Below are 26,230 nucleotides of genomic sequence, written 5' to 3' on the forward strand. Positions count from 1 at the left end.
ATGTTCAAGAAGCTCCTGCTGGCCGCCGCCGCGCTGGCCTGCGGCGCGGCCCAGGCCGCCAACCCGCTGTTCGCGCCGCTGTACACGGCCGACCCCGCCGTGCTGGTGGACGGCGGCCGGGTCTATCTGTTCACCGGCCGCGACGAGGCCCCGCCCGGCGGCAAGGACTACGTGATGCACGAGTGGCGCGTGTTCTCCAGCTGCGACATGGCGACCTGGCAGGACCACGGCGTGCCGCTGGCGGCCAAGGCCTTCGCCTGGGCCAAGGGCCGCGCGTGGGCGTCGGACGTGGTCAAGCGCCACGGCAAGTACTGGTTCTACGCGACGGTCGAGCATGCGACGGTGCCGGGCTTCGCGGTCGGCGTGGCGGTGTCCGACTCGCCCACCGGCCCCTTCGTCGACGCGCGCGGCTCCGCGCTCGTCACCAACGACATGACCCGGCAGACCGACATCGCCTGGGACGACATCGACCCGGCCGTGTTCGTGGACGACGACGGCCAGGCCTACCTGTACTGGGGCAACACGGTGCTCAAGGTCGCCCGGCTGAAGGCCGACATGACGACGCTGGACGGCCCGATCACCGCGGTGCCGGTGCCCCACTTCGTCGAGGCGGCCTACCTGCACAAGCGCGGGGCCACCTACTACCTGAGCTACTCGCAGCACTGGCCGGAAGAGACGGCCTACATGACCGGCCCGTCGCCGCTGGGCCCGTGGACGCCGCAGGGCGTCGTCATGGCGCGCAACCTGAAGACCAAGACCATCCACCAGGCCTTCTTCGACTTCAACGGCAAGAGCTACGTGGCCTACCACAACGCCGAGCTGCCGGGCGGCGGCGAGCACCGGCGCTCGGTGGCCGTCGAGGAGTTCGCGTACCGGGCGGACGGCGGCATCCCGTTCATCCACCAGACCCAGGCCGGGCCGGCCGCCAACCCGGCGCCGGGCTGCCGGCGCTGAGGGCCGTCCACGGCCGGCCGGTGGCGCCCGGGTGCCGCGACACTGCGGCCATGCGGCACCTCATCTTCGACCTCAGCGACGGCTCCGACGGCATCCTCACGCTGGAGGCCATGGCCTCCACGCGCGAGGCCGCGCACGCGGCCGTGATGGCCGAGGTGGCGCAGCTGCTGGCCTGGGCGCACGCGGCGTTCGGCGGCCGGCAGGGGCCGGTGGAGGACGGCCACGCCTGGGATCACGAGCTGCTGGTGCAGCACGAGGCGGGCGGCTGGGTGACGGTGACGCTGACGTTCAGCGCGTCGGCGGAGTTCGCGGAGGCGTTCCAGGCCGCCTTTGCCGACGGCGACGGCGGCGGCTGACGGCGCGCTTCTTCACCGCGCCCGCAGCCGGGGTTCCGTGCCGGCCGCTGCGGCAAGCTGCCACACTGCGCCCCATGCAGTTCGACCAGGTCACCCCCATCTTGCGCAGCTTCGATGCCGCCAAGGCGCGCGAGTTCTATGTGGACTTCCTCGGCTTCGCCATCGACTGGGAACACCGCTTCGCGCCGGACCTGCCGCTGTACATGCAGCTGTCGCGCGGCGGCTGCGTGCTGCACCTGAGCGAGCACCACGGCGACGCCTGCCCGGGCGCCGCGATGCGCATCCGTGTCAGCGACATCGAGGCGTTCCACGCCGAACTCGCCGCCAAGCGCTACCGCCACGCGCGCCCCGGCCTCGAAGACCGGCCCTGGGGTTCGCGCGACGTGTCCGTGACCGACCCGTTCGGCAACCGGCTGACCTTCACGGATGCGGTCAGCACCTGAGGGGCGGCCTTTGCGCGCCTGATGCGCCTGGCGTGGCGCCGGCGTTAGCGGCTGCCGGCTGCCATTTCGGTGACTTGCAGGTTCTTCGGACCCGACAGGGGTGGCTCTAAGCCGGCGGACTTGTTCCGGCGAGCTGTGCATGAACAGGTGGGGCTTGACCCGTAATTCGTCAACCATCAATCCATGATGGGCGCGGATTGTTTGTGCAAGTTGGGGTTCCAGGCGAACCCAAAACTATTGGGTTAGTTTTACAGCGTGCGCTGGTTGCGAGTAGTTTGAAATTGAAGAAAAATCCTGGCCGGACTCACTTTTAATCCAGTTGACAAGCAGTCCGCTCCGTTTGATGACAGTGGCTACCGCTTCGTCCTCCAGCTCGGACAGCCAGTACTCTTCAATACCCTTGTCGCAAATCCTAGACTTCCAACAGAGTACTGCCGAAGCGGCCGAATCACGATCGCAATATGCACCAAGTTTGCAGCCTGCTATTAATATTGCCCGGTCCCACAGCTCTTCGTCAAGCTTCTCTCGTGCCGTCTCACCATGCTCATCGAGCGCGCGAACCAATTGAAAGGCACCCTCTTCGATTAACGATTGAGAGCCGGAATTAAGCAGGATTGCTGCTTGAATTCTTTCTTCGCGCTTATCGGCTGGCTTGACAAAGAGTGGTGACTTGAGCTTCTCGCCGCGATTGCGGAGTGCGACGGTTAGCTCTTGTAGCCTCGTCTTCCCCAATCGAAGAAAATCTTCGCATTCGTTTAGCGAGCGTTGGGCCGCTGCGGCTATCTTACGTTTTTCGCCTTCGCTAATGGAGGGGTGCCGCTCTTCGAAAATTCCGGAGGTGATCAGCTGCAGATAATCCCTTTGTCGACTTATTGCATTGCAGCCACGAACTAGCTCATAAGCATCTTTTACAATCAAGCCATCTGCGCTTTTTAATGCTGCTGCTGCAATCTCGGTACGACTCAACTTGGCAGATTCTGCCATCGAGTCACCGACTGTTTTTTCAGTTGAAAATATGTTGGGACTGTTGGTCGTGATCTGTTTTTGATCGTTTTCTTTGTGGGGTGCAGTAGAAGAGATTGATCGGGTTTCAGATCCACCCAAAAAAAAATAGGATGCGACACCTATTGCTGCAATGACAAATGCACCAAAGTAGAGCGGCCGGTATTTCATATATCTACCTTGTCAGCGTCAAATCGCGGCGGATTAGCAATTCTCCTTGCAACCTCGCGCTACGAGCTATCGATCCGTAAGGTGGGGGCTGGACTGCTGTGAGACTGATGGAATTCTTGCCGAGCTGATGCAGGTCGCTAGTTAGGAGTTGCAGAAGCTCACTTGCAGTTGTCGTGTTCTGTAACTACAACTCTTCCAGTTGATATCCATGTTGCAACTCCGACAACCCGCGACATGGACTGCCCCACGTCCTGATCTGACCACTTCCAACCCCAGTAACCTGTATCGTATAGGACTTACGCAAAACGCATCAAAACCGAAGGACTTCGCAGCTCCTGGCGCATCCGTTCGGACAGCCAACTGGTCTTGATCTGATACATCGAAGAGAGTTTTTCCTTGGCCACCGCCCGCAGCCGCAGCCAAACCAAGATCGCGCAGGCGATGTGGTTTCTCTGCATTCGCGCCTTGCGGCACTGACACTTCTCAACGCCCGTCAGCTGCTTGAGTTCTCGATGAAACTGCTCGATCTTCCAGCGCAGCGCACACGCCTCTTGCGTGCCCTGCGTCGAATCTTGAGCCAGATCGTTCGTCACGATCCAATCCGTGCGGTGGGAAGACACCGTCACCCGGAAGAGCTTCACCTTGTAGTCCCTGGGGAATCCCTTGATCTTGATCAGCTTGCCGCGCTCAGCCTCTTGTGCCGTCCAGCACAAGCCGCTCACTGCCCGGTACGGCGTTTGGCCGGCGCTGTCATCGACCAGCCGGTTGGCCTTGATCGGGCAGTAAAAGCGTCTGCCCAGGCTGTCCACCAGCAGCATCAGCTCCATCGTGGCGTACCAGGTGTCGAACAGCACCCGGGTGAAGGGCAGCGCTTTGTTGCCCGCAGCGCTGACCAACATGTCGCGCACGTGCTCCAGCTTGGTCTTGCCGTCCTGCTCGGGCGCAAACAATCGATAGTCGATGGGCCAATACTCGCCGGTGTCGGGGTTGACGTAGAGGCAGTTCACCAGGCCGATCCCTTTGATGATGCCGTGGGCATTGCCGCTGTACTGCCGGCGAACCAATTCGATCTGGTGCGAATGGCCTTTGTCGAGGATGGTGTCGTCAAACACGATGCATCCCCGGGGGGATGGAACGATGTCACGCTGCGCATGCTCCCAAACCAAGCTGGCCGACAGCTTGTCGCCTTGCAGGTACCGCTTCACCGCATCGTGGCTGAATCCCTGGCCGTGATCCGCAAAGTTCGTCATGGTGAAATTGGTCTGGCTGGTCAGGATGAACTGGCAGTAGTCGATTCTTTTGATGGACAATTTGCATGCTGAGGTCGATGCGGCACATTATCCAACAAATACCCTGCGGGGTCTATTAATTTAAACATTTGCGTAAGTCCTAAAGTAATCTCTTTTAACTGCTGCGCGTCGATCTGCGGGCAGTAAAGCTTTGATTTGACCAAATAACCTGAATTCAATTTAATAGGGCTCGCCCTCTCCAGAGTTAAGCTAGATAAATCTGGGCGGTGAACAAGGGATTATTTTCACGGCGCGAGAGTACCTCTCGTTCGAGAAGGTCGATCCTTGGCAGGGTGCTCCTGGGTATGCCGGATAAATATCCTAGGACTTACGCAAAACGCATCAAAACCGAAGGACTTCGCAGCTCCTGGCGCATCCGCTCGGAAAGCCAACTGGTCTTGATCTGATACATCGAAGAGAGTTTTTCCTTGGCCACCGCCCGCAGCCGCAGCCAAACCAAGATCGCGCAGGCGATGTGGTTTCTCTGCATTCGCGCCTTGCGGCACTGACACTTCTCAACGCCCGTCAGCTGCTTGAGTTCTCGATGAAACTGCTCGATCTTCCAGCGCAGCGCACACGCCTTTTGCGTGCCCTGCGTCGAATCTTGAGCCAGATCGTTCGTCACGACCCAATCCGTGCGGTGGGAAGACACCGTCACCCGGAAGAGCTTCACCTTGTAGTCCCTGGGGAATCCCTTGATCTTGATCAGCTTGCCGCGCTCAGCCTCTTGTGCCGTCCAGCACAAGCCGCTCACTGCCCGGTACGGCGTTTGGCCGGCGCTGTCATCGACCAGCCGGTTGGCCTTGATCGGGCAGTAAAAGCGTCTGCCCAGGCTGTCCACCAGCAGCATCAGCTCCATCGTGGCGTACCAGGTGTCGAACAGCACCCGGGTGAAGGGCAGTGCTTTGTTGCCCGCAGCGCTGACCAACATGTCGCGCACGTGCTCCAGCTTGGTCTTGCCGTCCTGCTCGGGCGCAAACAATCGATAGTCGATGGGCCAATACTCGCCGGTGTCGGGGTTGACGTAGAGGCAGTTCACCAGGCCGATCCCTTTGATGATGCCGTGGGCATTGCCGCTGTACTGCCGGCGAACCAACTCGATCTGGTGCGAATGGCCCTTGTCGAGGATGGTGTCGTCAAACACGATGCATCCCCGGGGGGATGGAACGATTTCACGCTGCGCATGCTCCCAAACCAAGCTGGCCGACAGCTTGTCGCCTTGCAGGTACCGCTTCACCGCATCGTGGCTGAATCCCTGGCCGTGATCCGCAAAGTTCGTCATGGTGAAATTGGTCTGGCTGGTCAGGATGAACTGGCAGTAGTCGATTCTTTTGATGGACAATTTGCATGCTGAGGTCGATGCGGCACATTATCCAACAAATACCATGCAGGGTCTATTTATTTAAACGTTTGCGTAAGTCCTAAAATATCCATAGCACTCGACGCTCAGGGTACGCTGTATCAATCTGGAAATTGGCTACTGTAGCTGCTTTCGGGCGACTGGCCGTCAAGAACCGCCTGTGGTCGTTTGGAATTCAGTCTTCGAGGCTTGCCAAGCCTGCAGCGCTTGCTGTCTATGAGGAAGGCTGTAGCCTGAACCACTGCGCGGTGATGCGCCTCCTCATCTTCGACCTCAGCGACGGCTCCGACGGCATCCTCACGCTGGAGGCCATGGCCTCCAGCGTGAGGCCGCGCACGCGGCCGTGATAGCCGAGGTGGCGCAGCTGCTGGCCTGGGCGCACGCAGTGTTCGGCGGCCGGCAGGGGCCGGTGGAGAACGGCCACGCCTGGGACCACGAACTGCTGGTGCAGCACGAGGCGGGCGGCTGGGTGACAGAGACGCTGACGTTCAGCACGTCGGCGGCGTTCGGCGGGGACGGCTCATCAACACGCCGACATACCTCGACGCGCTGGCCGGCGACGTCTTTCTGCGCAAGCTGAAGGCCGGGCGCACCAGCTACCGCGTCAACGAGGCGCTGCAGCACATCCTCGTGAACTCGGTGGCGCCGTGACGGCGGCTCAATAGAGATCCCGCGCCGCCAGCCTCACCTCGTGCAGCAGCTGCCGCGCGCCCGGCGACATCAGGTGGCCTTCGCGCGTGAGGATGCCGAATGCGTCCATGTGGCAGGGCAGCTCGATGGGCAGGATGGCCAGCACGTTCAGCGACGCGTAGTAGCGCGCCACCTCCACCGGCATCACGTGCAGCGAGTCCGTCTGTTGCAGCAGCGCGGTGATCAGCAGCAGCGCCGTCGTGTCCACGCAGTTGGCGGGCGGCTCCAGCGCCGCGCGCCGGAACATCAGCTCCCAGCGGTGGCGCAGCACGCTGCCCGGCGGCGGCAGGATCCAGGGCTGGTCGGCCAGGTCGGCGAGCTTGAGGTTGTCGGCCTTCAGCAGCGGGTGGCCGACGCGCGCGACGGCGCAGGCCGGCTCCACGGTCAGCTCCTCGTAGCGCAGGCCCTCGGCGCCGCCCTCGTCCAGGATGCGGCCGATCATGAAGTCCAGCCGGCCCCGCTGCAGCAGCTCCAGCAGCACCTTGCTGCTGTCCATCTGCACGCCGATGCGCAGCCTGGGCGCCTGCAGCTTGATGCGCGAGATCGCGCGCGGCAGCAGGCCCATGGCCGGCGTCATGATGACGCCCACCTCCACCTGCCCCGACAGGCCGTGCTTCAGCGCGACGATGTCGTCGTGCGCGGCCGAGAGGCTGGTCAGCGCCATGCGCGCGTGGCGGATCATGGTCTCGCCGTACAGCGTGGGCGCCATGCCGCGCGGTTGGCGCTCGAAGAGCTTCACGTCCAGCATGTCCTCCAGGTCCTTGAGCTGCTTGGAGGCGGCCGGCTGGGTCATGCAGAGGGCGTCGGCGGCGCGGTGGATGTTGCGCTCGTCGTCCAGCGCGATCAGCAGCAGCAGCTGGCGCGTCTTCAGCCGCGCGCGCAGGAACCAGTTCGGGTTGGGGCTGGCGTCGGTCAGGCCGGTGCCGGGGCCGTCGCCGTCTTCTTCTTCGCGGGCCATCGGCGGTCCTCGGTGTCTGTTCAGGCCAGGTTCACGCGGCCGTCTTCGGCCAGCACGGTGGACAGGTCGTCGCCGGTTTCCTCCAGCTGCACCAGCGTGGCCTGGCGGGCGCCGAGCGCGTCGCGGGCCTGCAGCGCGGTCAGGATGGCCTTGTGGCGCGGCAGCGAAAGCTCGTGCGTGTTGGGCAGCTGGCTGCTCAGGATGATGGACTCGCGCAGCGCCAGCGACAGCATGTTGCCGATGTAGGCCAGCAGGTCGTTGCCGGTGGCCTCGGCGATGCGGCGGTGGAAGGCGAGGTCGGGCTCCAGCAGCTCGGCCGTGGTGCGCGCGGCGGCCATGCCTTCGTAGGCGGCGGCGATGCCGGCGAGCTGCGCGTCGCTCGCGGCGCGGGCGGCCAGCGCCGCGGCGGCGGGCTCGAAGATGCGGCGCACTTCCAGCAGCGTCTGCACGAAGTCGCGCTGCGGCTGGGCCTGGATCAGCCAGTACAGCACGTCCGGGTCCAGCATGTGCCACTCGTTGCGCGGCCGCACGATGGCGCCGGCCCGCTGGCGCGACACCACCAGGCCCTTGGCGACCAGCACGCGCACCGCCTCGCGCAGCACCGGGCGGCTGATCTCGTAGCGCTCCAGCAGCTGGGCCTCGGGCGGCAGCTTGTCGCCGGGTTTGAGCTCGCCGCCGATGATGGCCAGGCCCAGCTCGCTGACGATGCGGGCGTGCTGGCTCTTGCCCTCGGCGGGGGCGGCGTAGGTGGAGTGGTCCGCTCGGGTTCGCATCGGCGTCAGGCTACCAAATGCGCTCATCGGAAGCGGGCGACGAAGCCGCCGCGCGGGGCCAGCGTCAGCGTCGCGGCGGGGCCGGCGGCGAGGCGGCCCTGGCGGAACTCGCGCTCGCCGGCGCCGTCGGTGATGAGCTGGCCCTCGCGCCGGCCCAGCCAGGCCAGGTCCAGCGTGAGCGCGCGCGGCGCGTCGTCGGCGTTCAGGCCGGCCAGGAACCACTGCCGGCCGGCGCGGCGCGCCAGCACGACGAAGCGGCCGGGCTCGCCGGCCAGGAAGCGCACCTCGTCCCAGCGGCGCGGCAGCTCGCGCAGCAGGCCCTTCACGTCGGCCGGCACGGTGGCCATGCCCTCGGGCGTCTCGGCGTAGTGCTGGATGCCGGACAGGAACAGCACGCCCTGCGCCAGCTCGAAGCCGTTGCGCGTGGCGCGGCGGATGCCGGGGATGTCGCCGAACACCATGGGCGTGAAGTCCATCGGGTCGAAGAGGTTGCGCGCGAAGGGCAGCATGGCCGCGTGGCGGACGACGGCGTCCTGGTCCTGCTGCGTGAAGGTGGCGAACTCGAAGCCCTTCACGGCCTCCACCGTCATCAGGTGGGGGTAGGTGCGGCTCCAGCCGCGCGGCAGCGTCGCGCCGTGGAAGTTCAGCAGCAGGCCCGCGTCGGCGGCTTCCTTCAGGATGTCCACGTAGTAGCCCATCACCGAGGCGCCGTCGCCGCCGAAGAAGTCCACCTTCAGACCCTGGATGCCGAGGGCCTTCACGCGGGCGAACTCGCGGGCGCGGGCGTCCTTCGTCAGCAGCGCGCCCTTGGGGCTGTACTCGGTGTCGTTCCAGTCGCCCGAGGAGTTGTACCAGGCGAGCAGCGAGACGCCCTTCGCCTTCGCGTACCCGGCCAGTTCCTTCATCTTCGCGTCGCCGATCTTGCGGTCCCAGTCGGCGTCCACCAGCGTGTAGTTCCAGCCCATGTCGGCGGCGTGGTCGATGAAGCGCTTCTGCACCTCGAACACGGTGCCCTCGTCCTTCAGCAGCGCCCAGCTCCAGGACGCATGGCCGGGCTGGAGCCTGCGCGGGTCGAAGGCGACGGCCGGTGCGGCCAGGTCGGTGCCGAGCGTGGACTCCATCAGTGTCTTCAGCGGGCCGATGGCCAGCACGCGCCAGGGCGTGGTGAGCGGGCCGTCCACGTCGGCGAGCAGCGGGCCGCCGGCCTGCACCTCGCGGGCGTCGGGCCCGCCGATGCGGTAGCTGCCGCCGGCCGAATCGCTCGCCAGCCGCGACGCGTGGAAGCGGCCGTCCATGCCGGCCTCGGTCAGCGCCACCCAGTTGGCGCCGGCGCGGAACAGCGCCGGGAAGGCCCAGCCCGCGGGCGACGGCGCCGGCGTGCCCACCGGCACGTCCATCTGGTAATGCTCTTCGTAGGACGGGTTGGTGCGCTTCCAGCCGGTCTTGGCGACGGACATGGGCTGCAGCCAGGCGCGCGCGCCGGCCGGGAAGGCGAAGCGGGTCAGCTCGTCCTGGAAGGTCTTGCGGCCCGGGCCCGGCACCGAGTAGCGGAACGCCACGCCGTCGTCGGACGCGCGCAGCGTGACGCTGAACTGCTGGCCGGCCGCGTTGGCGAGGGTGAAGCGCTGCTCGTTGGCGCGGTAATCCACGCGGCCCTTCTTGCCGGCGGCCAGCGTGTACCGCTCGCGGTGCGGCGTCACCGGCGACGCGGCGACGAGCTTCAGCCCGTTGGCGAAGTCGCCCTGTTCCAGCAGCAGCCCCAGCCGCGACGCCAGCAGCACCGGCTGGCCGGCGCGCTGCACGCTGTAGACGAGCTGCCGCTCGGCGTTGACGGCCACGTCCACGCGGAGCTGGCCGTCCGGGCTGTTCAGCGCCTGGGCGAGCGCGGGCAGGGCGAGCAGCAGCGGGGCGAGGATTCGCATGGCGTCAGGCGGTGCAGGGGCCGTCCGGCACGGGCCGGCCGAAGTCGGGGAAGCCGTCGGCGCGCCAGCCGAAGGGCTGCACGCGGGCGTGGCGGTTGGGGTCGTTCAGCGGGTCGCCGACGATGTCGCGGTAGTTGCGCGCGTGGTAGACGAGCAGGTCGGTGCGGCCGTCCGGCGTCGTCGTGAAGCTGTTGTGGCCGGGGCCGAACTGGCTCGCCGCCTCGTCGGTGGCGAACACCGGCGTGGGCGACTTGTGCCAGCTCGCCGGGTCCAGCAGGTCGGCGTTCTCATCGGCCCACAGCAGGCCCATGCAGTAGTTGGCGTCGGTGGCGGCGGCCGAGTAGGCGATGAAGACGCGGCCGTGGCGCCGCAGCACGGCCGGGCCCTCGTTGACGTGGAAGCCGATGCGCTCCCAGGGCAGGTCCGGGCGGGTGATGAGGACCGGCGCGCTCGCCAGCGTCCACGGGTCGGCCAGCTCGGCGAGGTAGAGGTTGCTCTCGGTCGGCGGGCTCTTCTGCGTCCAGCAGAGGTAGCGCCTGCCCCGGTGCTCGAAGGGCGTCGCGTCCAGCGAGAAGCCTTCCTCGGGCGTGGCGATCTGGCCGCGTTCGATCCAGGCGCCGGTGAGCGGGTCGTCGCCCTGGCACGCCAACACATACATGCGCAGCTTCCAGATGTCCTCGCGCTCGGCCGCGGCGAAGTAGACGAACCAGCGGCCGTCGAGGCGGTGCAGCTCCGGCGCCCAGACGTGCCAGCTCATCGGGCCGCTGGCGTGCGCGCGCCAGATCACTTTCGCCGGCGCGCTGGCCAGGCCGGCGATGCTGTCGGCGGCGCGGATCTCGATGGCGTCATAGCCGGGCACCGAGGCGGTGAACCAGTAGCGGCCGTCCACGAGGCTCAGGTGCGGGTCGGCGCGTTGTTCGATGAGGGGGTTGGTCCAATTCATGCGCGCCGCGCTTTCGTGACGATGACGTTCCAGGAGGCGGGCTTCAGCGTCACGCGCAGTTGCTCGCCGTCGATGGCCACGCCGTTCAGGGCCTGGGGTGCGACGCGGCCGGGCGCGTCGGCGGTGTTGGTGGCGTTGAGGTCGGCGCCGTGGAGCTGCTCGGCGCTGACCAGTCCGCGTTCGGCGCCCAGGCCGCGCAGCGTGACGGACAGGTCCATCTCGTCGCTCAGGTGGCGGTTCAGCAGGAACACCGCCGTCCGGCCCGTGGCCGCGTCGTCCACGACGCTGGCGCACAGGTAGGGCAGCTCGCCGTGCCGGGCGTTGGCATGACCCGGCGATGCGATGACCGGCCGCAGCACCCGGCCCCGCGCCCAGCGCGCCGCCTGCGCGAACGGGTGGAAGATGGTCTGCCGCCAGGCCGGGCCGCCGGGCTCGGTCATGATGGGCGCGATGACGTTGCACAGCTGCGCCATGCAGGCGACCTTGAGGCGGTCGGCATGGTTCATGAACATGGTCAGCATGCCGCCGATCAGCAGCGCGTCCTCCAGCGTGTAGACCTCCTCCAGCAGCCGCGGCGCCTCGGGCCAGCCGGCCTGCCTCAGGTGCTCGCCGTGGCGGGCGCGGTACCAGACGTTCCACTCGTCGAAGGACAGCATCAGCCGCTTGGCCGAACGCTTGCGCGCGGCCACCGCGTCGGCGATGGCCACCGTGTCCTCGATGTAGCGCGCGTTCGTCTCGATCTGCGCGAGGAAGCTCTCGGTGCTGCCGTCCGCCGGGGGCTTCACGAAGTAGCTGTGCAGCGACAGGTAGTCGACGAACTCGAAGCAGTGCTCCAGCACCCGGTCTTCCCAGGTGCCGTAGCTCGGCATGTCGTAGGCCGAGGAGCCGCAGGCGGCCAGCTCGATGCCCGGGTCCGCCCAGCGCATCAGCTTGGCGGTCTCCTTGGCGATGCGGCCGTACTCGTCGGCCGTCTTCTGGCCGATCTGCCAGGGGCCGTCCATCTCGTTGCCCAGGCACCAGAACCTGATGCCCAGCGGTGCCTCGGCGCCGTGGCTGCGGCGCAGCTCCGACAGCGCGGTGCCGCCGGGGTGGTTGCAGTATTCGAGGTAGCGGCGAGCCTCGTCCGGCCCGCGCGTGCCGAGGTTGACGCCGAACATGGGCTCGATGCCGACCTGGCGGCACCAATGCAGAAATTCGTGCGTGCCGACCTGGTTGGTCTCGGTGGAGAACCAGGCCAGGTCCAGCCGGCGCGGGCGCTGGGCCTTGGGGCCGACGCCGTCTTCCCAGTCGTGGCCCGACAGGAAGTTGCCGCCGGGGTAGCGGACGATGGTGGCGCCGAGTTCGCGCGTCAGTTCGGCAACGTCGTTGCGGAAGCCCAGCTCGTCGGCGGTCGGGTGGCCGGGCTCGTAGATCCCGCCGTAGACGCCGCGGCCCAGGTGCTCGACGAACACGCCGAACAGCCGGCGGTCCAGCGGCGCGATGTCGAAATCCCGGTCCACGGTGAGGCTGGCTTTGAAGGTCATCGGCGCGCTTTCTGCAGAGCCTTGTTGACGCGCTTCTCGACGCTGGCCTGCACCTCGGCCACGGGCTTGCCCGACAGCAGCAGGTTGGCCACGTCCTCGCCGATCAGCAGCTCGATGTTGCGCTGCGTGGGCACGTTGCCGGGCATGGCCGTGCCGGTGCTCGTGATCTCGGCCAGCGCCGCGCGCTGCGGCAGCGCGCGGAAGGCGGCGCTCTGCGCCACGGTCCTGCTGACCGGCAGGTGGCCGGTGCGCGACCACTCGGCCGTGCGCGTCCAGACGAACTTCAGGAACTTCAGCGCGGCCTCATGGCCCCGGGCGTCGGCCGTGCCGCCCTTGAACAGCGCCCACGAATGACCGTCGGCGAACACGGCCGGCCGGGCGTAGAGCTGTGCGAACGGCCGCACCGCGTAGCCGCCCTTCAACGGCGAGTCGGGCTTCTGCGATTCGCGCAGGAACTGGTCGATGGTCCAGGTGCCGACGACGACGACGCCGGCCTGGCCGTTCAGGAAGGCCTGGTTGGCGGCGGCGTAGTCCAGGTTGGGCCGCACATGGCCTTCCCGGTAGAGCGTCTGCATCAGCGTCAGCGCGTTGGCGACGGCGGGCTGCTGCATGTGGATGCTTTTGCCGTCCGCGGCGAACAGCGGCGCGCCCTGCTGCGCGACCAGGGTCTGGAAGCTGCGGTTGTTGGCGGCCGTCTCGTTCGCCACGGCCCAGGCGAAGTAGGGCTTGCCGGTCCGCTGCCTGAACTGCCGCGCCTGCGCCAGCAGCTCGTCGGGCGAGCGCGGCAGCAGCGGCTGGCCGTCGGCGCCCAGCAGCCCGGCCTGCTTCATCAGCGTGGTGTTGATGTGCCACAGCCAGGCCCAGGTGTCGAAGGGCAGCGCGTAGGTCCGGCCGTCGAACGTCGTGCCCTTGCGCGCGTGCTCGGTGAAGTCGTCCACCGGGATGCCGATGCGCGCGAAGTCGGCGTCCAGCGGCAGCACCAGCTTGCGGCGCACGTAGTCGCCCAGCGCGGACTCGTGCATGACCGCGACCGTCGGGACGTCCTTGGCGACCAGGCGGGCGGTGAGCTGGTCGTAGTACGGCCCCCACTCGCCGATCTGCGTGCGCACGACGATGCCGTCCGGGTTGGTGGCGTTGAACTCGTTGACCAGCGCGGTGACGATGCCGCACTCGCCCACGCCCTCGGACGCCTTGGCGACCTGGCCGTACTGCGATTCGCAGCTGCCGAAGAAGCGCATCAGCGTGATCTCGGTCTTGCCGGCTTCGGGCGTGCGTGCGCCGCAGGCCGCGAGCAGCGCGGCGCCGAGGCAGAGCAACAGGCGCTTCATCACTTGCCCGTCCCGGCGACGGCCGTCACGAGGTGGCGCTGGAAGAACAGGTACAGCATCAGCGCGGGCGCGCCGGCGAACACCGCCTGCGCCATCAGGAAGCCCAGCCCCTCGGACTGCGCGAAGTTGGTCTGCGTGGAGGCGAGCCCGCGCGTCAGCGTGTACATGTCCGGCTGCGTGGCGATCACCAGCGGCCACAGGTAGTCGTTCCAGCAGGCCAGGAAGGTGAAGATGCCCAGCGTGGCCTGCGCCGGCAGCGTCAGCGGCAGGATGATGGTCAGGAAGGTCTTGAAGCGCGACGCGTTGTCCAGCATCGCCGCCTCCTCCAGCTCGGCCGGGATGGCCTTGAAGTACTGCGTCATCAGGTAGACGCCGAACGGCGCGGCCAGGCCCGGTAGCGCCAGGCCGGCGAGGGTGTTCTGCAGGTTCCACTCCGAGAACAGCCGGTGCAGCGGGATGAACACCGACTGCGCCGGAATGGCCAGGCCGAACATCACCAGCGCGAACAGCAGCCGGCGCCCCGGGAACTCGCAGCGCGCGAAGCCGTAGCCGGCCAGCGACGACAGCACCAGCACGCCCGCCGTCTGCAGTAGCGCGACGGCCACGCTGTTGCCCAGCCAGCGGAACACCTGCGAGGTCTGCAGGATGTCCAGGTAGTTGGCCAGCGTGTACGGCGGCGCGAGGAACACGTCGGTGTGGCGCAGCAGGAACTCGTTGGGCTTGAAGGACAGCGCCAGCACCCACAGCAGCGGCGCCATCCAGGCCAGGGCCAGCAGCGTGAGGGCGGCCATCACGAAGCGGTCGAACCAACCGCGGCGCAGCAAGGGGTTCATCGCCTGCCTCCCTTTTCGCGTTCCAGCCAGAGTTGCGCGGACACGCCGACCAGCATGATCGCCAGCAGCACCTGCGAAGCCGCCGTCGCATAGCCCAGCGACAGCTGCATGAAGGCCTGCTCGTAGGTGAACTGCACGATGGACCGCGTGGTGTTGTTGGGCCCGCCGTTGGTCATCAGCATGATCTGCGGGAAGACCTGGAACTGGCGGATCACCTCGATCAGCGCGACCAGCACGATGGCGCGCTTCAGGCTGGGCAGCGTGATGTGGGTCAGCACGCGCCAGCGCGGCGTGTTGTCCAGCGCGGCGGCCTCGTAGATGTCCGACGGGATCTGCTGCAGCGCCGACAGGAACAGGATCATCGGCAGGCCGATGATCCACCAGACGGTGACCAGGGCGATGGTGGTCAGCGCCAGGCTGTCGCTGGTCAGCAGCGGCAGCTCGGGCAGGCCCATGGCCGCGAAGGCCTGCGCGATGAGGCCGCGCTCGGGCATCAGCGCGAGCTTCCAGACCAGCGTGATCAGCGTGACCGAGAAGACCGAGGCGCAGAAGAAGGTGGCGCGCAGCAGGGTGGCGAGCCGGCCGGGGCGGTTCAGCGCCAGCGCCAGCATCAGCGACAGGATCACGAAGATGGGCGTGCTGATGGCGACGAAGCGGACGGTGTTCCAGACGACCTGCCGGAACACCTCGTCGCCGAACAGCTCCTTGTAGTTGGCCAGGCCCACCCAGAAGCTGTCGTCGGACAGCAGGTCGTGGTCGTGGAAGCTGATCCAGATGCCTTTGGCGAGCGGCCACAGCAGCAGCGCGACGTAGATCGCGACGAAGGGCAGCACGAAGAGCGCGTAGGCCGGGCGCGAGGCGCGCAGGCCGACGGTGGGGGCGCTCATGCGAGCGACTCCAGCGCATGGTGCGCACGGCCGCCCTCATCGAACAGATGCGCCTCCGCCAGATCCACCGCGACGTGCACGTGGGCCCCCGGCTTCGGCGACTGCCCGGCCGGCACGGTGACGATCAGCGGCGTCCCGCCGTCCAGCGTCAGGTGCGCCAGCGTGCGCTCGCCGAGGAACTCGACCAGCTCGACGCGGCCGCGCAGCGGGCCGGCGTCGGCCACGCGCAGGTTCTCGGGCCGCACGCCCAGCACCAGGCCTTGCGACGGCAGGCCGCCAGCGGCGACGCGCGTCGCCACCGGCGCCCCGCCCGGCACCGTGACGACGGCCCGCCCGCCCTCGTCCGCCGCCCGCGCCACCGGGATGAAGCCCATACCCGGCGTGCCGATGAAGCTCGCGACGAATTTCGTCGCCGGCCGCCGGTACAGCTCGGCCGGCGTGGCCACCTGCTCGATGGCGCCGCCCTTCATGACGACGATGCGCGTGGCCAGCGTCATCGCCTCGATCTGGTCGTGGGTGACGAACACCATCGTCGCGCCCAGCCGCTGGTGCAGCTGCGCCAGCTCCAGCCGCGTGCGGCCGCGCAGCGCGGCGTCGAGGTTGGACAGCGGCTCGTCGAACAGGAAGATGCCGGGCTCCTTGACCACCGCGCGGCCGATGGCCACGCGCTGGCGCTGGCCGCCGGAGAGCTGCCCCGGCTTGCGCTCCAGCAGCGCGTCCAGCTCCAGCATGCGGGCCGACTCGGCGATGCGCCGGGCGATCTCGTCGGCCGGGATGCCGATGTTCCTCAGCCCGAACGCGAGGTTGTCGCGCACCGTCATGTGCGGGTACAGCGCGTAGTGCTGGAACACCATGGCCAGGTTGCGCTGGCCCGGCGCGGCGTGCGTCACGTCGCGGTCGCCGATCAGGATGCGCCCGCCCGTCACCTCCTCCAGCCCCGCGATCATGCGCAGCAGGCTGGTCTTGCCGCAGCCCGAGGGGCCCAGGAAGACGACGAATTCGCCGGGCGCCACGTCCAGCGACAGGTCCGCGATGACCTGCACCGCGCCGTAGCGCTTGCAGAGGTTCTCCAGCTTCAGGCCCGCCACGTCGCTTGTCTCCGGTTCATTCTTCGTCGATGACGGGCCAGCCGTCCGCCGTCCAGCCCAGGCGCGCGATGCGCAGCTGCGGCCGGCCGCCGTGCTCGGCGTCGTAGGCATGGTGTACCAGCCAGTCGCCGGCCACGTCCTGGTGGCCCGGCCCTTTCCAGCGCGGGCCGCCCGCCAGCAGCGGCGTGCCGCCCGCGTCCATCATGTCCCGGCCGTCGCGGTCGAGGTAGGGCCCGGCCACGCTGCGGGCGCGGCCCACGCGGATGTTGTAGCTGCTGTCGGCGCCGCGGCAGCACAGGTCGTAGGACGCGAACAGGTAGACCCAGCCGCCGCGCCGGATGATCGTCGGCGCCTCGATGCCGCCCTTGCGGCGAGCGATGAAGGTCGAGCCGCCGACGGGCTTCAGCGTCTTCGCGTCCAGCTGCGTCAGCCGCAGCCCGCCCCAGAACGAGCCGTAGCTCAGCCACAGCCTGCCGTCGGCGTCGGCGAACAGGTCGGGGTCGATGGCGTTGAAGTCGTCGCCCGCGCGGCTCTGCACCACCAGGCCGTCGTCGCGCCAGTCGCCGCCGTCCGGCGCGTCGCTGCTGGCCAGGCCGATGGCCGAGCGGTTCTTGCCGAAGGTGGAAATGGAATACAGCACCCAGGTGCGGCCGGCGTGCTGGAAGACCTTGGGCGCCCACACGTCCAGCGGCTTCTGCCCGGGCACGGCCTCGGCCCACCAGGCCGGGGCCCGCGTGAACACCGGCGCGAGGCGCCGCCAGGTGCGGCCCTGGTCGGTGGACACCAGCCGCTGCAGGCCCGGGCCGGTCGTGAAGACGAACCAGCGCTCGCCCTGGATCAGCAGCGTCGGGTCGTGCGCGCCGGTGTCGCCCTGGGGTTCCAGTGCGCTGGCATTGCCGGCAATCAGCCATGCGCAGACCAGGATCAGAAGCAATCGCATCACAACACCTCTCATCAGTACGCCGAATTTCCGGCGACGCAGGACGCCGGCCGTCGCGCAGCCGCCGTGGATCCGGCTTTGCCGGTCCACCAGCGGCGCCCCCTCGAGGGGGCCGGCGAAGCCGGTAGGGGGTGGGCTACTTGCCCCAGCGCAGGACCAGGGGGTCGAGGCGCCGGGCCGCGTCCAGCAGGCCCGCGCGCACTTCCGGGCTCATCTCGGGGAAGGGGTGGCGCGGCGCGTCGCACCGGATGACGCCGCCTTCCTTCATCAGCGCCTTGGCGGTCAGGATGCCGCCCTGGCGGTTCTCGTAGTTGATCAGCGGCAGCCAGCGGCCGTACTCGGCCACGGCGGTCTCGCGGTCGCCGGCGTGGAAGGCGTCGAAGATCCGGCGGATGCCGTCCGGGAAGGCGCCGCCGGTCATCGCGCCCGTCGCGCCGGCGTCCAGGTCGGCCAGCAGCGTGATGGCCTCCTCGCCGTCCCACGGGCCCTCGATGGCCGCGCCGCCCACGCGGATCAGTTCGCGCATCTTGCTGGCGGCCTGCGGCATCTCCAGCTTGAAGTACTTCACGTTGGCGATGTTCGCGGCCATGCGCGCCAGCAGCGGCACCGGCAGCGGCGTGCCGGCCACCGGCGCGTCCTGGATCATGATGGGGATGCCGATCGCGTCCGACAGGCGCTGGTAGAAGCCCTCGATCTGCGCCTCGGACACCCGGTAGGTGGCGCCGTGGTACGGCGGCATCACCATCACCATCGCCGCGCCGAGCGACTCGGCCAGCCGGCTGCGCTCGATGCAGATCTGCGTCGCGTAGTGCGTCGTCGTGACGATGACCGGCACCCGGCCGGCCACGTGGCCGAGGATGGCCCGGGTCAGCGTCTCGCGCTCGGCGTCCGACAGCACGAACTGCTCGGAGAAGTTCGCCAGGATGCACAGGCCGTGGGAGCCGGCGTCGATCATGAAATCCACGCAGCGCAACTGGCCCGGCAGGTCCAGCGTGCCGTCGGCGTTGAAGATGGTCGGAACGACCGGGAAGACGCCCCGGTACGGGCGGGCGGTGGCAGCGCTCATGCGACGGTCCCTTGTCTCTGGGGAAGTGGATGTCCAGGCGCCGCCAGGCGGCGCCGGGCCGGTTGTCCTCACCGGCATGGCGCTCATTAAAGTATGACTATTTGAGATTGTTCACTGGGGTTAACCCGAGAATTGGCGGCTTTGCAAACAAAAAAGTATGACTAATAATGCACCATCGCCTGGCCCAGGAGGCCGGGCCAGCACCCGAACGGAGACGGCCCCCATGAGTTCCAGCGCCCACTACCCCAGCCTCCAGGACCGGGGCGTGCTGATCACCGGCGGCGCCACCGGCATCGGCGAGACGCTGGTGCAGGCGTTCGCCGCGCAGGGCGCCCGGGTGGCCTTCATCGACCTGGCGGCGGCCGAGGGCCAGGCGCTGGCCGCGCGCCTGGCCGCCAGCTCGCGCCACGCGCCGCAGTTCGCGGCGGCGGACCTGTCCGACGTCCCGGCGCTGCGCGGCGCCATCGACCTGCTGCGCGAGCGCAGCGGCCCGTTCACCGTGCTGCTGAACAACGCCGCCAACGACCGCCGCCACGCCGTCGAGGACACCACGCCCGAGCTCTGGGACGCCAGCATCGCCGTCAACCTCCGGCACCAGTTCTTCGCCGCGCAGGCCGTGCTGCCCGACATGAAGGCGGCCGGCGGCGGCAGCATCGTCAACTTCGGCTCCATCAGCTGGCGGCTCAAGCAGGGCGGCATGCCGGCCTACACCGCGAGCAAGGCGGCGGTGCAGGGCCTGACGCGCTGCCTGGCGCGCGACGCCGGCCCGCACGGCATCCGCGCCAACACGCTGGTGCCGGGCTGGGTCATGACCGAGAAGCAGCTCCGGCTCTGGGTCACCGAGGACACCCGGCAGGAGATCGCCCGCGGCCAGTGCCTCGACCAGCCGCTGATGCCCGGGCACATCGCCGCGATGGCGCTGTTCCTGGCGGCGGACGACAGCGCGATGTGCACCGCGCAGGACTTCGTCGTCGACGGCGGCTGGGTCTGATGCAGCGCCGCGACTACGGCCGGCTGCCCGACGGCCGCACGGTCCACGAATACACGCTGAGCAACGGCCGCGGCCTGACGCTGACCGCCCTCACGCTGGGCGGCATCGTCACCGGCCTGTGGGTGCCGGACGCGCAGGGCCGCAGCGGCAACGTCGTGCTGGGCTTCGACAACCTGGACGACTACGTCCACCGCAACCCCTCGTTCGGCATCATCGTCGGCCGCTACGGCAACCGCATTGCCGGCGGCCGCTTCGAGCTGGACGGCCAGGCCCACACCCTCACCCGCAACGACGGCCCCAACTGCCTGCACGGCGGCGCCGAGGGCTTCGGCCACCGGCTCTGGGCGGCCGAGCCCGCCGAGCCCCGGCCCGGCGAGGCCGAGGCGCTGCGGCTGACGCTCACCAGCCCGCATGGCGACCAGGGCTTTCCCGGCGAGCTGACGGTGGACGTGCGCTACGCGCTGGGCGCCGCCGACGACAGCTGGCGCATCGACTACACGGCCACGGCCGACCGCGCCACCGTCGTCAACCTCACCCACCACGACTACTTCAACCTCGCCGGCCACGGCAGCGCGCTGCGCCACCGGCTGACCATTCCCGCCTCGCGCTACAGCGAGGTGGACGAGCACCTGATCCCGCTGCGCCACGCGCCGGTGGCCGGCACGCCGTTCGACTTCCGCGGCGCCACCGTGATCGCGGCCCGCATCCGCCAGGCCCACCCGCAGCTGCTGCGCGCCCGCGGCTACGACCACAACTGGCTGCTCGACGCGCCGCCGGACGCGCAAGGCCTGCGCCCGGCCGCCACGCTGGAAGACCCGCACTCGGGCCGGCGCCTGGACATCCTGACCACCGAGCCCGCGCTGCAGTTCTACTCCGGCAACTTCCTCGACGGCCGCCTCGCCGGCCCCGGCGGCCGCGTCTACCGCCAGGGCGACGGCCTGTGCCTGGAAACCCAGCACCCCCCCGACGCGCCCCACCACGACGCCAGCGCCGACTGGCCCAGCACCGTGCTGCGGCCCGGCCAGGCGCGGCGCAGCACGACGGTGCATCGGTTCGACTAAGAGCGTGTTTACGATCTCATTTCCTCCGACAATTGTTGGGTGAAGAGGAAGCCGTACCCAAGCGACATCAGTCGAGAGAAGTTTGCCGAGATCGAGCCGCTGCTGCGCAGCGTTCGGCGCAGCACCAAGCCGATCAAGGTCGATCTGTACGAGGTGTTCTGCGCAGTGCTGTACCTGCTGCACACGGGTTGCCAATGGCGCTATCTGCCGCCGCAGTTCCCGAAGTGGCCCAGCGTCTATGCGTACTGGCGCAAATGGAGCGAGCCTGACCAGCACGGAGTGAGCGTGCTGGAGCAGGCTTTAAAAAAATCAGGTTGGCGCGGCCCGCGAGAGACAGGGGCGCAACGCCTGCAGCGCGTTCTTGATCGTGGACGCGCAGAGCGTGAAGAACACGGACACGGCGGGGTTCAAGGGCTATGACGCAGGCAAGAAGGTCTCGGGGATCAAGCGCCACATTGCGGTGGACACCCAGGGGCTTCCCCATGCCGTGGCGATCACGACGGCCGAGGTGACGGACCGCAAAGGAGCGCTGGCGGCATTCAAGCGCTGCAAGCCGTCGCTGGGGCGGGTGCAAAGCGTGCTGACGGACAGCGGCTACACAGGCCAGCCCTTCGCGCAAGGCGTCAAGGACATCCTGGGTGAGCACGTGACGGTGCAGATCGCCAAGCGAAGCGAGTTGCACACCTTCAAGGTCATGCCCAAGCGCTGGGTTGTCGAGCGCAGCTTTGCCTGGTTGGAGAAAAACCGCAGACTGTGGAAGAACTGCGAGCGTTGGCTCAACACCAGCTTGCAGTTCGTCCATTTGGCGTTTCTGGCTCTGCTACTCAGGAGATCGTCAACACGCTCTAAGGCCTCCAGCACTTCCGGTCGATGCGGGCGGCTGCTCGCCGGGAGCGATGGCGGGGTCTGATCAGCCAGTTGCCTCAACCGGCCGCGTCCGCGGCCTCGGCGGATATGTGCGCCCAGGGTAATTGTGGATTACCCCAGTGGCCTCCTTTGGGCCCAGGAGGCGTGGCCCTAATCACCCAAGTTCCATAGGGTGAACCTGCCGGAACCTGCTGGTCGATCTAGAATTTCGCCAAGCCAGCGTCGTGACGATGCAAGCCATAACAAATACCGCCGGGAGGCCATGTGATGGTAAAGCATCTGACGTCGTGCGTAGTTTGGGCGCTGTTCTTTTTTGTCGCTTCGTTTGTTGCAGTATCGAGCGCTCGAGCCCATTGTCTCTCTGCGCCCACGCCCAAGCACACCAGCGAATGTGACATCTCGCCTCGAGATTCGGCGCCAGATCCTGATTTTTCACTTCCCCGGGTGGATGTTTCTGGCTCTGCTGTTAGGCAACCCGAAGGGCTCAGTACGAATGGAATTAATGTTTACATAGGCCCGGCATTGCCTGTTTTTATCGGGGGAGGGGGTGGCTCCACCGGTTCGCTGGGTTCCCGAGAACGCCCGGCAAGTGATTCCAACGCCCCATCGGATGACTGCAAATCCCCGCGGTCCTCGAATCCCGTCATCATTGCCACCGGCGAAAAGGTGCAAGATGAAGTGGACTTCAAGGACTTTGCCGGTGCTGGCTTGTCCATGACGCGAACCTACCGCTCCAGCGGCACCTTCTCGGGAGCGCTTTTTGGTTCGCGCTGGTCATCAGCTCTGGAGCCGGCTCGCCTGACGGTCATCAGGGGGCCATGCCCGCCGCATCTGCCTCCCAATTGTGCACAGCCAATGTTCTCCGCGACCTTTGCGCTGCCGGATGGCACGCAAAAGACATATGGTGTGGCCTTGCTTACCACCCTGCCTTCCGGGACATCCAGTGCTGGTACCACTTGGGGTTCAGTTGTGTCAAGCGGTGGATACTACAATGTGCTCATTGATAATGTGAATTATCGATTCGTTGCTACTGGCGCCTCCCCCTCCGGCTCCCAGATTAATACGAAGCTGGTCGACGTTCTTCAGAACGGGCAGGCCTTGTACACCTACAACTATGATACGAGCGGACAACTTGCTTCCGTCGTTCATAAATCCGGCCGCGCCGTCCAGTTCGGCTGGGCTGGCGGTCGAGTCGCCAGTGTTACTGATCCGAATGGCGGTGTGTGGGGGTATGCCTACAACGCTGCTGGAATGCTGTCCCAGGTCAATCCGCCCGCCGGAACCAGCGGAATTAGAAACTACCACTATGAAAGTGGAGCCGACGGTACATTGCTGACTGGCGTTTCCATTGACGGCGTGAGGGCGACGCGCTATTCATACGATGCGTCGCGACGTGTCGTCAGCAGCGGGACGGATAACGGCGAAGACGTCGATACGTTTTCCTACGGCACCAATCAGACGACGCTGACAAATTCTCTGGGGCAGCCGACCACGTATACATTCCAGACTGCGGGAAGCTTCAAACGTTTGACCGGCGTCAGCAGGGCCGCCACCAGCACGTGCCCGAGCGCGGCTGCGAGCAGGTTCTACGATTCCAATGGTTTTCTGGACTATACGATCGACTGGAATGGGGTGCGCACCGAATACTCCATGAACAGCAACGGCCAGATGACAGAGCGCATTGGCGCGGCAGGCACCGGACTCGCTTTTAGGGAGACTTTTGCCTGGGGCGCGGGATCGCAGTTGAGGGAAGCCTACACATGGGGCGCCAACGGAAGTGCCTTCCGTAAAACAGCCTATGGCTACGACTCGAAATGGCGGCCAACGGCCATAAATGTCACTGACCTGCGCACAGGGCAAGTGCGGGCCAAAACCATCTCGTACACGGATCACCCCAACAATGTACTGGCCAGTCGGGTTGAGACGGCGAACCTTGGCTCATCAAACGCGGTCAATGTGGAGAACTACAACGCTCAGGGGTTCTTGATCTCTGCCGTGAATGCGGTTGGTCATACCACCACGTACCTGAATCACAACGGCTACGGGCAGCCGCAGACGATAGTCGATCCCAACGGAGTTTCGACCGCGCTTTCATACGATGCGCGCGGTAATGTGATCTCCATTTCTGCTGCATTGAGCGGTGGCAACCGGACGGCGAATTTCTCTTATGATGGTCGTGGAAACCCGCTTGTTTCACAAGTTGGTGGGCATGCGCCAAAGTACTATGCCTACAACAGCGCAGGCAGGCTTACTTCCGTAACTGTTGCAGGTGGGGCGGTTGAATTTGGGTTGGATGTGGCCTCCCGGACTGCCGCCGCATGGTCCGATCGGCATGTTCCGGATCCCTCGAATCTGACGCCGATCGCTCTCGCGAGCGGAAGCTTTGACGCCAAACAAGTTTTCGATAGTCTGGGGCGCCCGCATCAAAAGCCAGGGAACAATGGCCAGTTGCTGGCCTACGAATATGACAAGAACGGCAATTTGAAGGCGGTGACTGATGCACAAGGTCGCGTGACCTCCTTCACCTATGACGAACTTGATCGCCAAACGTCCAGGTCTTCAGCTGACGGTGCGAAGATCAACTACGCCTACGATGCCGATGGCAATCTTGCGTCCGTGACCGACCCTCGAGGCTTGGTCACCCAGTACGCGTATAACGCTTTTGGGGACATTGTGTCGCGCGTGAGTCCGGATACTGGGGGCACACACTATGGCTATGACGCTGGCGGAAGGCTCGTCAGCGAAAGCCGATCAAACGGCAAGACCATAACTTACGCCTATGATGCGCTTGGCCGGCCAGCCAGCCGGACATCCGGTGGTATCAGCGAGACGCGCACGTATGATGAAGGTGCGTATGGGAAAGGCCGACTCACGCGGCTGAACGATGTAACAGGGCAGACCAGTTATTCGTTTAACGGTGCAGGTGAACTGGTGCAGCAGATTTCGACGGTTGTTGGAAGCTCCTTCATGACAGGTTGGAGTTACGACACGTATGGTCGATTGACCGGGATGAGCTATCCAACAGGGTTGAATCTGTCTTTCAGTTATGACGGCGCTGGCCGACTCAGCCTGGTTTCCAGCAATTTGAGCGGGGCATGGGCGACATTGAGCGACTCCTTCCTTTATCAACCTGGTACTGGCCAGCGATATGGGTGGCGTTTCGGAAACAATGTCCCGCGGCTTGTCACGCTCGACGCCGACGGACGTATCGTCCAGATGGCAGGGGCGTCGGCTCAGAGCGTCAGCTTGGGTTATAGCAATGTCGACACCATCGCCTCGCGCAGTGATGCGCTGTATGGCGCAACCAGCGCAAACTATGGCTATGACGCTGTCGACCGGCTTTCTGAGGTGATTGGAGCCGATAGTCAATCCATTACCTATGATGGCACCGGAAACCGCATCGCGCAGACCCGGCAGGGCATGGCGTATGGCGTATCAATTTTTGGAAACAGCAACCGTGTGAGCTCGTGGACGGCTCCAGGGCTTGCGCGTTATTTTGGCTATGATTCTTACGGAAACTTGACCAGTGAGAATCGAAGTGATGGCGTCAGGTTCTATTCCTACGATGCGTTCGACCGCTTTTCTGCGCTGGGCGTCAATGGTTTGGGGGTCGCTGAGTACCGTAGTAACGCCCTGGGGCATCGGGTGTTTAAGAACGCTTCTGGTGTGGAAACCAGGTATGGGTATTCGCCGAGCGGTGAATTGCTCTACGAGATCGGAGCCAATTCGACGGCCTATGTTCGAATCGAAGGGGAGTTGTTTGGCATCGCGCGTGCGGGCCAATTTTATGCCAGCCACAATGACCAAACTGGGCGCCCGGAGGCCCTCACAGACGCATCGGGTGCCGTCGTATGGCGCGCCGTTAATGCCGCTTTTGACCGCAGCATCGCGGTTGACGTTGTCGGCGGATTGAACACTGGTTTCCCCGGGCAGTATTACGATCAAGAAAGTTCATTGTGGTACAACCAAAACAGGTACTACGATGCAGCTCTGGGCAGGTATACGCAAAGTGACCCCATCGGGCTGGCGGGCGGTATCAATACCTACGCATACGTCGAGGGAAATCCGCTGAGCTATACCGATCCAGAGGGACTGAATCCGGCGGCTGCGGTCTATCGCGCTGGGATGACGGGTTACAGAATCGGTGAAGTTATCAACCCTTATGTGCAACCGTACTTGAGTCGCGTCGTCGAAGGAGTGTTTGGCGACCCGCTTGCCCCCATCCCCGTTGACCCTCTGTTGGCTCAGAACAATAAGCAGACGCGCAAGCGCATTGACGGCCTGCAGGGTCAGATTGACGACCACAACAAGAAGCTGGACAAAGAACCTAATTGCCCGGCATCCAATCACTGGCGCAATGAAATTAAGGTCTGGCAGTCGGAAATTGACAGGCTTCGTCTGAGGCTTCCGAATGGAAAATGACCTGAACATAATTTCTGCTCCGCAGTCGCTCTTGGAGCAGTTGCGCCCTTTTGCGCCAGACGAAGAGGCCTATGGGCGCATCTGCGCTGACTTGCAGGACTTGGTCGGAGCTAGTGCCTGGCTTTTGCAAACCATTGCCAAGAACAAGGGGCGAACTTTGAGTCCATCCGAGTTGGAAGACCTACTTGTGGATATTGATGTTCACTTTGTTGAGCATTCATCGTTCCATCTGTCTTCCTTCAGCCGCGATATCAAAGCGATGTTGGAGAACTTCCCCGGCTCCGGCGAATAGTCGGGATCGTGAATTTACGGACGTGATGGAGCTTTGTTTCAAAAACTGGGCGGGCTCAAATCTGAAGTGCA

The 26,230-nt window shown here is 65.9% G+C and carries 22 protein-coding genes and 1 pseudogene; 9 read left to right on the plus strand and 14 right to left on the minus strand.

Annotation, left to right across the window (positions count from 1 at the left end):
• The 3 genes from QM788_RS06355 to QM788_RS06365 all read left to right on the plus strand — a co-directional run bounded on the left by QM788_RS06355 (window position 1) and on the right by QM788_RS06365 (window position 1,753).
• Entirely contained in the window at window positions 1-954 is a 954-nt protein-coding gene (locus QM788_RS06355; protein WP_415660639.1) for a glycoside hydrolase family 43 protein, read from the plus strand.
• Between the two features lie 50 nt (window positions 955-1,004).
• Window positions 1,005-1,310 carry a hypothetical protein gene (locus tag QM788_RS06360; protein ID WP_415660640.1) on the plus strand — a complete coding sequence of 102 codons (306 nt, stop codon included), beginning with the start codon at window positions 1,005-1,007 and terminating at the stop codon, window positions 1,308-1,310.
• A gap of 74 nt (window positions 1,311-1,384) precedes the next feature.
• Window positions 1,385-1,753, plus strand: coding sequence for a glyoxalase superfamily protein (locus tag QM788_RS06365; protein ID WP_415660641.1), 369 nt, complete (start codon window positions 1,385-1,387; stop codon window positions 1,751-1,753).
• 234 nt (window positions 1,754-1,987) lie between these two features.
• Here QM788_RS06365 and QM788_RS06370 read toward each other — a convergent pair whose 3' ends face one another.
• From QM788_RS06370 to QM788_RS06380, 3 genes are all read right to left on the minus strand, one after another.
• Complete coding sequence (locus tag QM788_RS06370; RefSeq protein WP_415660642.1) at window positions 1,988-2,926, minus strand: hypothetical protein; 939 nt, start codon at window positions 2,924-2,926, stop codon at window positions 1,988-1,990.
• Window positions 2,927-3,222: 296 nt separating this feature from the next.
• Window positions 3,223-4,236 carry a transposase gene (locus QM788_RS06375; protein ID WP_415660643.1) on the minus strand — a complete coding sequence of 338 codons (1,014 nt, stop codon included), beginning with the start codon at window positions 4,234-4,236 and terminating at the stop codon, window positions 3,223-3,225.
• A 307-nt stretch (window positions 4,237-4,543) separates the two neighbouring features.
• On the minus strand, window positions 4,544-5,557 hold the full coding sequence (locus QM788_RS06380) for a transposase (protein WP_415660644.1): 1,014 nt from the start codon (window positions 5,555-5,557) through the stop codon (window positions 4,544-4,546).
• A 361-nt stretch (window positions 5,558-5,918) separates the two neighbouring features.
• Between QM788_RS06380 and QM788_RS06385 the strand changes: the two genes are divergently transcribed.
• A complete protein-coding gene (locus QM788_RS06385) occupies window positions 5,919-6,155 on the plus strand; it encodes a hypothetical protein (RefSeq protein ID WP_415660645.1) in 237 nt (78 codons plus the stop codon).
• A gap of 78 nt (window positions 6,156-6,233) precedes the next feature.
• Here the strand turns inward: QM788_RS06385 and QM788_RS06390 are convergent, their stop codons facing one another.
• The 11 genes from QM788_RS06390 to QM788_RS06440 all read right to left on the minus strand — a co-directional run bounded on the left by QM788_RS06390 (window position 6,234) and on the right by QM788_RS06440 (window position 18,526).
• A complete protein-coding gene (locus QM788_RS06390) occupies window positions 6,234-7,223 on the minus strand; it encodes a LysR family transcriptional regulator (RefSeq protein ID WP_415660646.1) in 990 nt (329 codons plus the stop codon).
• A gap of 20 nt (window positions 7,224-7,243) precedes the next feature.
• Window positions 7,244-7,996, minus strand: coding sequence for a FadR/GntR family transcriptional regulator (locus QM788_RS06395; RefSeq protein WP_415660647.1), 753 nt, complete (start codon window positions 7,994-7,996; stop codon window positions 7,244-7,246).
• Between the two features lie 23 nt (window positions 7,997-8,019).
• Complete coding sequence (locus tag QM788_RS06400; RefSeq protein ID WP_415660648.1) at window positions 8,020-9,918, minus strand: glycoside hydrolase family 97 catalytic domain-containing protein; 1,899 nt, start codon at window positions 9,916-9,918, stop codon at window positions 8,020-8,022.
• A 4-nt stretch (window positions 9,919-9,922) separates the two neighbouring features.
• Window positions 9,923-10,861 (minus strand): family 43 glycosylhydrolase, encoded by a 939-nt coding sequence (locus QM788_RS06405; RefSeq protein WP_415660649.1) that lies wholly within the window; start codon window positions 10,859-10,861, stop codon window positions 9,923-9,925.
• Window positions 10,858-12,384 carry an alpha-N-arabinofuranosidase gene (locus QM788_RS06410; protein ID WP_415660650.1) on the minus strand — a complete coding sequence of 509 codons (1,527 nt, stop codon included), beginning with the start codon at window positions 12,382-12,384 and terminating at the stop codon, window positions 10,858-10,860. The genes QM788_RS06405 and QM788_RS06410 overlap by 4 nt, the downstream gene beginning before the upstream one ends.
• Window positions 12,381-13,712, minus strand: a complete 1,332-nt coding sequence (locus QM788_RS06415) for an extracellular solute-binding protein (RefSeq protein WP_415660651.1) — start codon at window positions 13,710-13,712, stop codon at window positions 12,381-12,383. Before QM788_RS06415 ends, QM788_RS06410 begins: the two co-directional genes overlap by 4 nt.
• Window positions 13,712-14,545, minus strand: coding sequence for a carbohydrate ABC transporter permease (locus QM788_RS06420; RefSeq protein ID WP_415660652.1), 834 nt, complete (start codon window positions 14,543-14,545; stop codon window positions 13,712-13,714). The genes QM788_RS06415 and QM788_RS06420 overlap by 1 nt, the downstream gene beginning before the upstream one ends.
• A complete protein-coding gene (locus QM788_RS06425; protein ID WP_415660653.1) occupies window positions 14,542-15,432 on the minus strand; it encodes a carbohydrate ABC transporter permease in 891 nt (296 codons plus the stop codon). Before QM788_RS06425 ends, QM788_RS06420 begins: the two co-directional genes overlap by 4 nt.
• The gene (locus QM788_RS06430) at window positions 15,429-16,520 is read right to left on the minus strand and encodes an ABC transporter ATP-binding protein (protein WP_415660654.1); all 1,092 of its coding nucleotides are present in this window, start codon (window positions 16,518-16,520) and stop codon (window positions 15,429-15,431) included. Before QM788_RS06430 ends, QM788_RS06425 begins: the two co-directional genes overlap by 4 nt.
• Before the next feature lie 16 nt (window positions 16,521-16,536).
• Entirely contained in the window at window positions 16,537-17,460 is a 924-nt protein-coding gene (locus tag QM788_RS06435; protein WP_415660655.1) for an arabinan endo-1,5-alpha-L-arabinosidase, read from the minus strand.
• A gap of 136 nt (window positions 17,461-17,596) precedes the next feature.
• The gene (locus QM788_RS06440; RefSeq protein ID WP_415660656.1) at window positions 17,597-18,526 is read right to left on the minus strand and encodes a dihydrodipicolinate synthase family protein; all 930 of its coding nucleotides are present in this window, start codon (window positions 18,524-18,526) and stop codon (window positions 17,597-17,599) included.
• Between the two features lie 223 nt (window positions 18,527-18,749).
• Between QM788_RS06440 and QM788_RS06445 the strand changes: the two genes are divergently transcribed.
• The 5 genes and pseudogenes from QM788_RS06445 to QM788_RS06465 all read left to right on the plus strand — a co-directional run bounded on the left by QM788_RS06445 (window position 18,750) and on the right by QM788_RS06465 (window position 26,159).
• Window positions 18,750-19,517 (plus strand): SDR family NAD(P)-dependent oxidoreductase, encoded by a 768-nt coding sequence (locus tag QM788_RS06445; protein ID WP_415660657.1) that lies wholly within the window; start codon window positions 18,750-18,752, stop codon window positions 19,515-19,517.
• Complete coding sequence (locus QM788_RS06450) at window positions 19,517-20,578, plus strand: aldose epimerase family protein (protein WP_415660658.1); 1,062 nt, start codon at window positions 19,517-19,519, stop codon at window positions 20,576-20,578. The genes QM788_RS06445 and QM788_RS06450 overlap by 1 nt, the downstream gene beginning before the upstream one ends.
• A 39-nt stretch (window positions 20,579-20,617) precedes the next feature.
• Window positions 20,618-21,410, plus strand: a pseudogene (locus QM788_RS06455) (IS5 family transposase); the annotation flags it as partial.
• A 302-nt stretch (window positions 21,411-21,712) separates the two neighbouring features.
• Window positions 21,713-25,867 (plus strand): RHS repeat-associated core domain-containing protein, encoded by a 4,155-nt coding sequence (locus tag QM788_RS06460; RefSeq protein WP_415660659.1) that lies wholly within the window; start codon window positions 21,713-21,715, stop codon window positions 25,865-25,867.
• Window positions 25,857-26,159 carry a hypothetical protein gene (locus tag QM788_RS06465; RefSeq protein WP_415660660.1) on the plus strand — a complete coding sequence of 101 codons (303 nt, stop codon included), beginning with the start codon at window positions 25,857-25,859 and terminating at the stop codon, window positions 26,157-26,159. Before QM788_RS06460 ends, QM788_RS06465 begins: the two co-directional genes overlap by 11 nt.
• Window positions 26,160-26,230: the final 71 nt, after the last annotated feature.

The sequence above is a fragment of the Roseateles sp. genome, from assembly GCF_047654785.1.
Classification (GTDB): domain Bacteria; phylum Pseudomonadota; class Gammaproteobacteria; order Burkholderiales; family Burkholderiaceae_C; genus Pelomonas.

What these genes read in the sequence shown, in the direction of transcription:
- QM788_RS06355 (WP_415660639.1), top strand. Translation starts at nt 1, where the DNA reads ATGTTCAAGAAGCTCCTGCTGGCCGCCGCCGCGCTGGCCTGCGGCGCG.
- QM788_RS06360 (WP_415660640.1), top strand. Translation starts at nt 1,005, where the DNA reads ATGCGGCACCTCATCTTCGACCTCAGCGACGGCTCCGACGGCATCCTC.
- QM788_RS06365 (WP_415660641.1), top strand. Translation starts at nt 1,385, where the DNA reads ATGCAGTTCGACCAGGTCACCCCCATCTTGCGCAGCTTCGATGCCGCC.
- QM788_RS06370 (WP_415660642.1), bottom strand. Translation starts at nt 2,926, where the DNA reads ATGAAATACCGGCCGCTCTACTTTGGTGCATTTGTCATTGCAGCAATA.
- QM788_RS06390 (WP_415660646.1), bottom strand. Translation starts at nt 7,223, where the DNA reads ATGGCCCGCGAAGAAGAAGACGGCGACGGCCCCGGCACCGGCCTGACC.
- QM788_RS06395 (WP_415660647.1), bottom strand. Translation starts at nt 7,996, where the DNA reads ATGCGAACCCGAGCGGACCACTCCACCTACGCCGCCCCCGCCGAGGGC.
- QM788_RS06400 (WP_415660648.1), bottom strand. Translation starts at nt 9,918, where the DNA reads ATGCGAATCCTCGCCCCGCTGCTGCTCGCCCTGCCCGCGCTCGCCCAG.
- QM788_RS06405 (WP_415660649.1), bottom strand. Translation starts at nt 10,861, where the DNA reads ATGAATTGGACCAACCCCCTCATCGAACAACGCGCCGACCCGCACCTG.
- QM788_RS06410 (WP_415660650.1), bottom strand. Translation starts at nt 12,384, where the DNA reads ATGACCTTCAAAGCCAGCCTCACCGTGGACCGGGATTTCGACATCGCG.
- QM788_RS06415 (WP_415660651.1), bottom strand. Translation starts at nt 13,712, where the DNA reads ATGAAGCGCCTGTTGCTCTGCCTCGGCGCCGCGCTGCTCGCGGCCTGC.
- QM788_RS06420 (WP_415660652.1), bottom strand. Translation starts at nt 14,545, where the DNA reads ATGAACCCCTTGCTGCGCCGCGGTTGGTTCGACCGCTTCGTGATGGCC.
- QM788_RS06425 (WP_415660653.1), bottom strand. Translation starts at nt 15,432, where the DNA reads ATGAGCGCCCCCACCGTCGGCCTGCGCGCCTCGCGCCCGGCCTACGCG.
- QM788_RS06435 (WP_415660655.1), bottom strand. Translation starts at nt 17,460, where the DNA reads ATGCGATTGCTTCTGATCCTGGTCTGCGCATGGCTGATTGCCGGCAAT.
- QM788_RS06440 (WP_415660656.1), bottom strand. Translation starts at nt 18,526, where the DNA reads ATGAGCGCTGCCACCGCCCGCCCGTACCGGGGCGTCTTCCCGGTCGTT.
- QM788_RS06445 (WP_415660657.1), top strand. Translation starts at nt 18,750, where the DNA reads ATGAGTTCCAGCGCCCACTACCCCAGCCTCCAGGACCGGGGCGTGCTG.
- QM788_RS06450 (WP_415660658.1), top strand. Translation starts at nt 19,517, where the DNA reads ATGCAGCGCCGCGACTACGGCCGGCTGCCCGACGGCCGCACGGTCCAC.
- QM788_RS06460 (WP_415660659.1), top strand. Translation starts at nt 21,713, where the DNA reads ATGGTAAAGCATCTGACGTCGTGCGTAGTTTGGGCGCTGTTCTTTTTT.
- QM788_RS06465 (WP_415660660.1), top strand. Translation starts at nt 25,857, where the DNA reads ATGGAAAATGACCTGAACATAATTTCTGCTCCGCAGTCGCTCTTGGAG.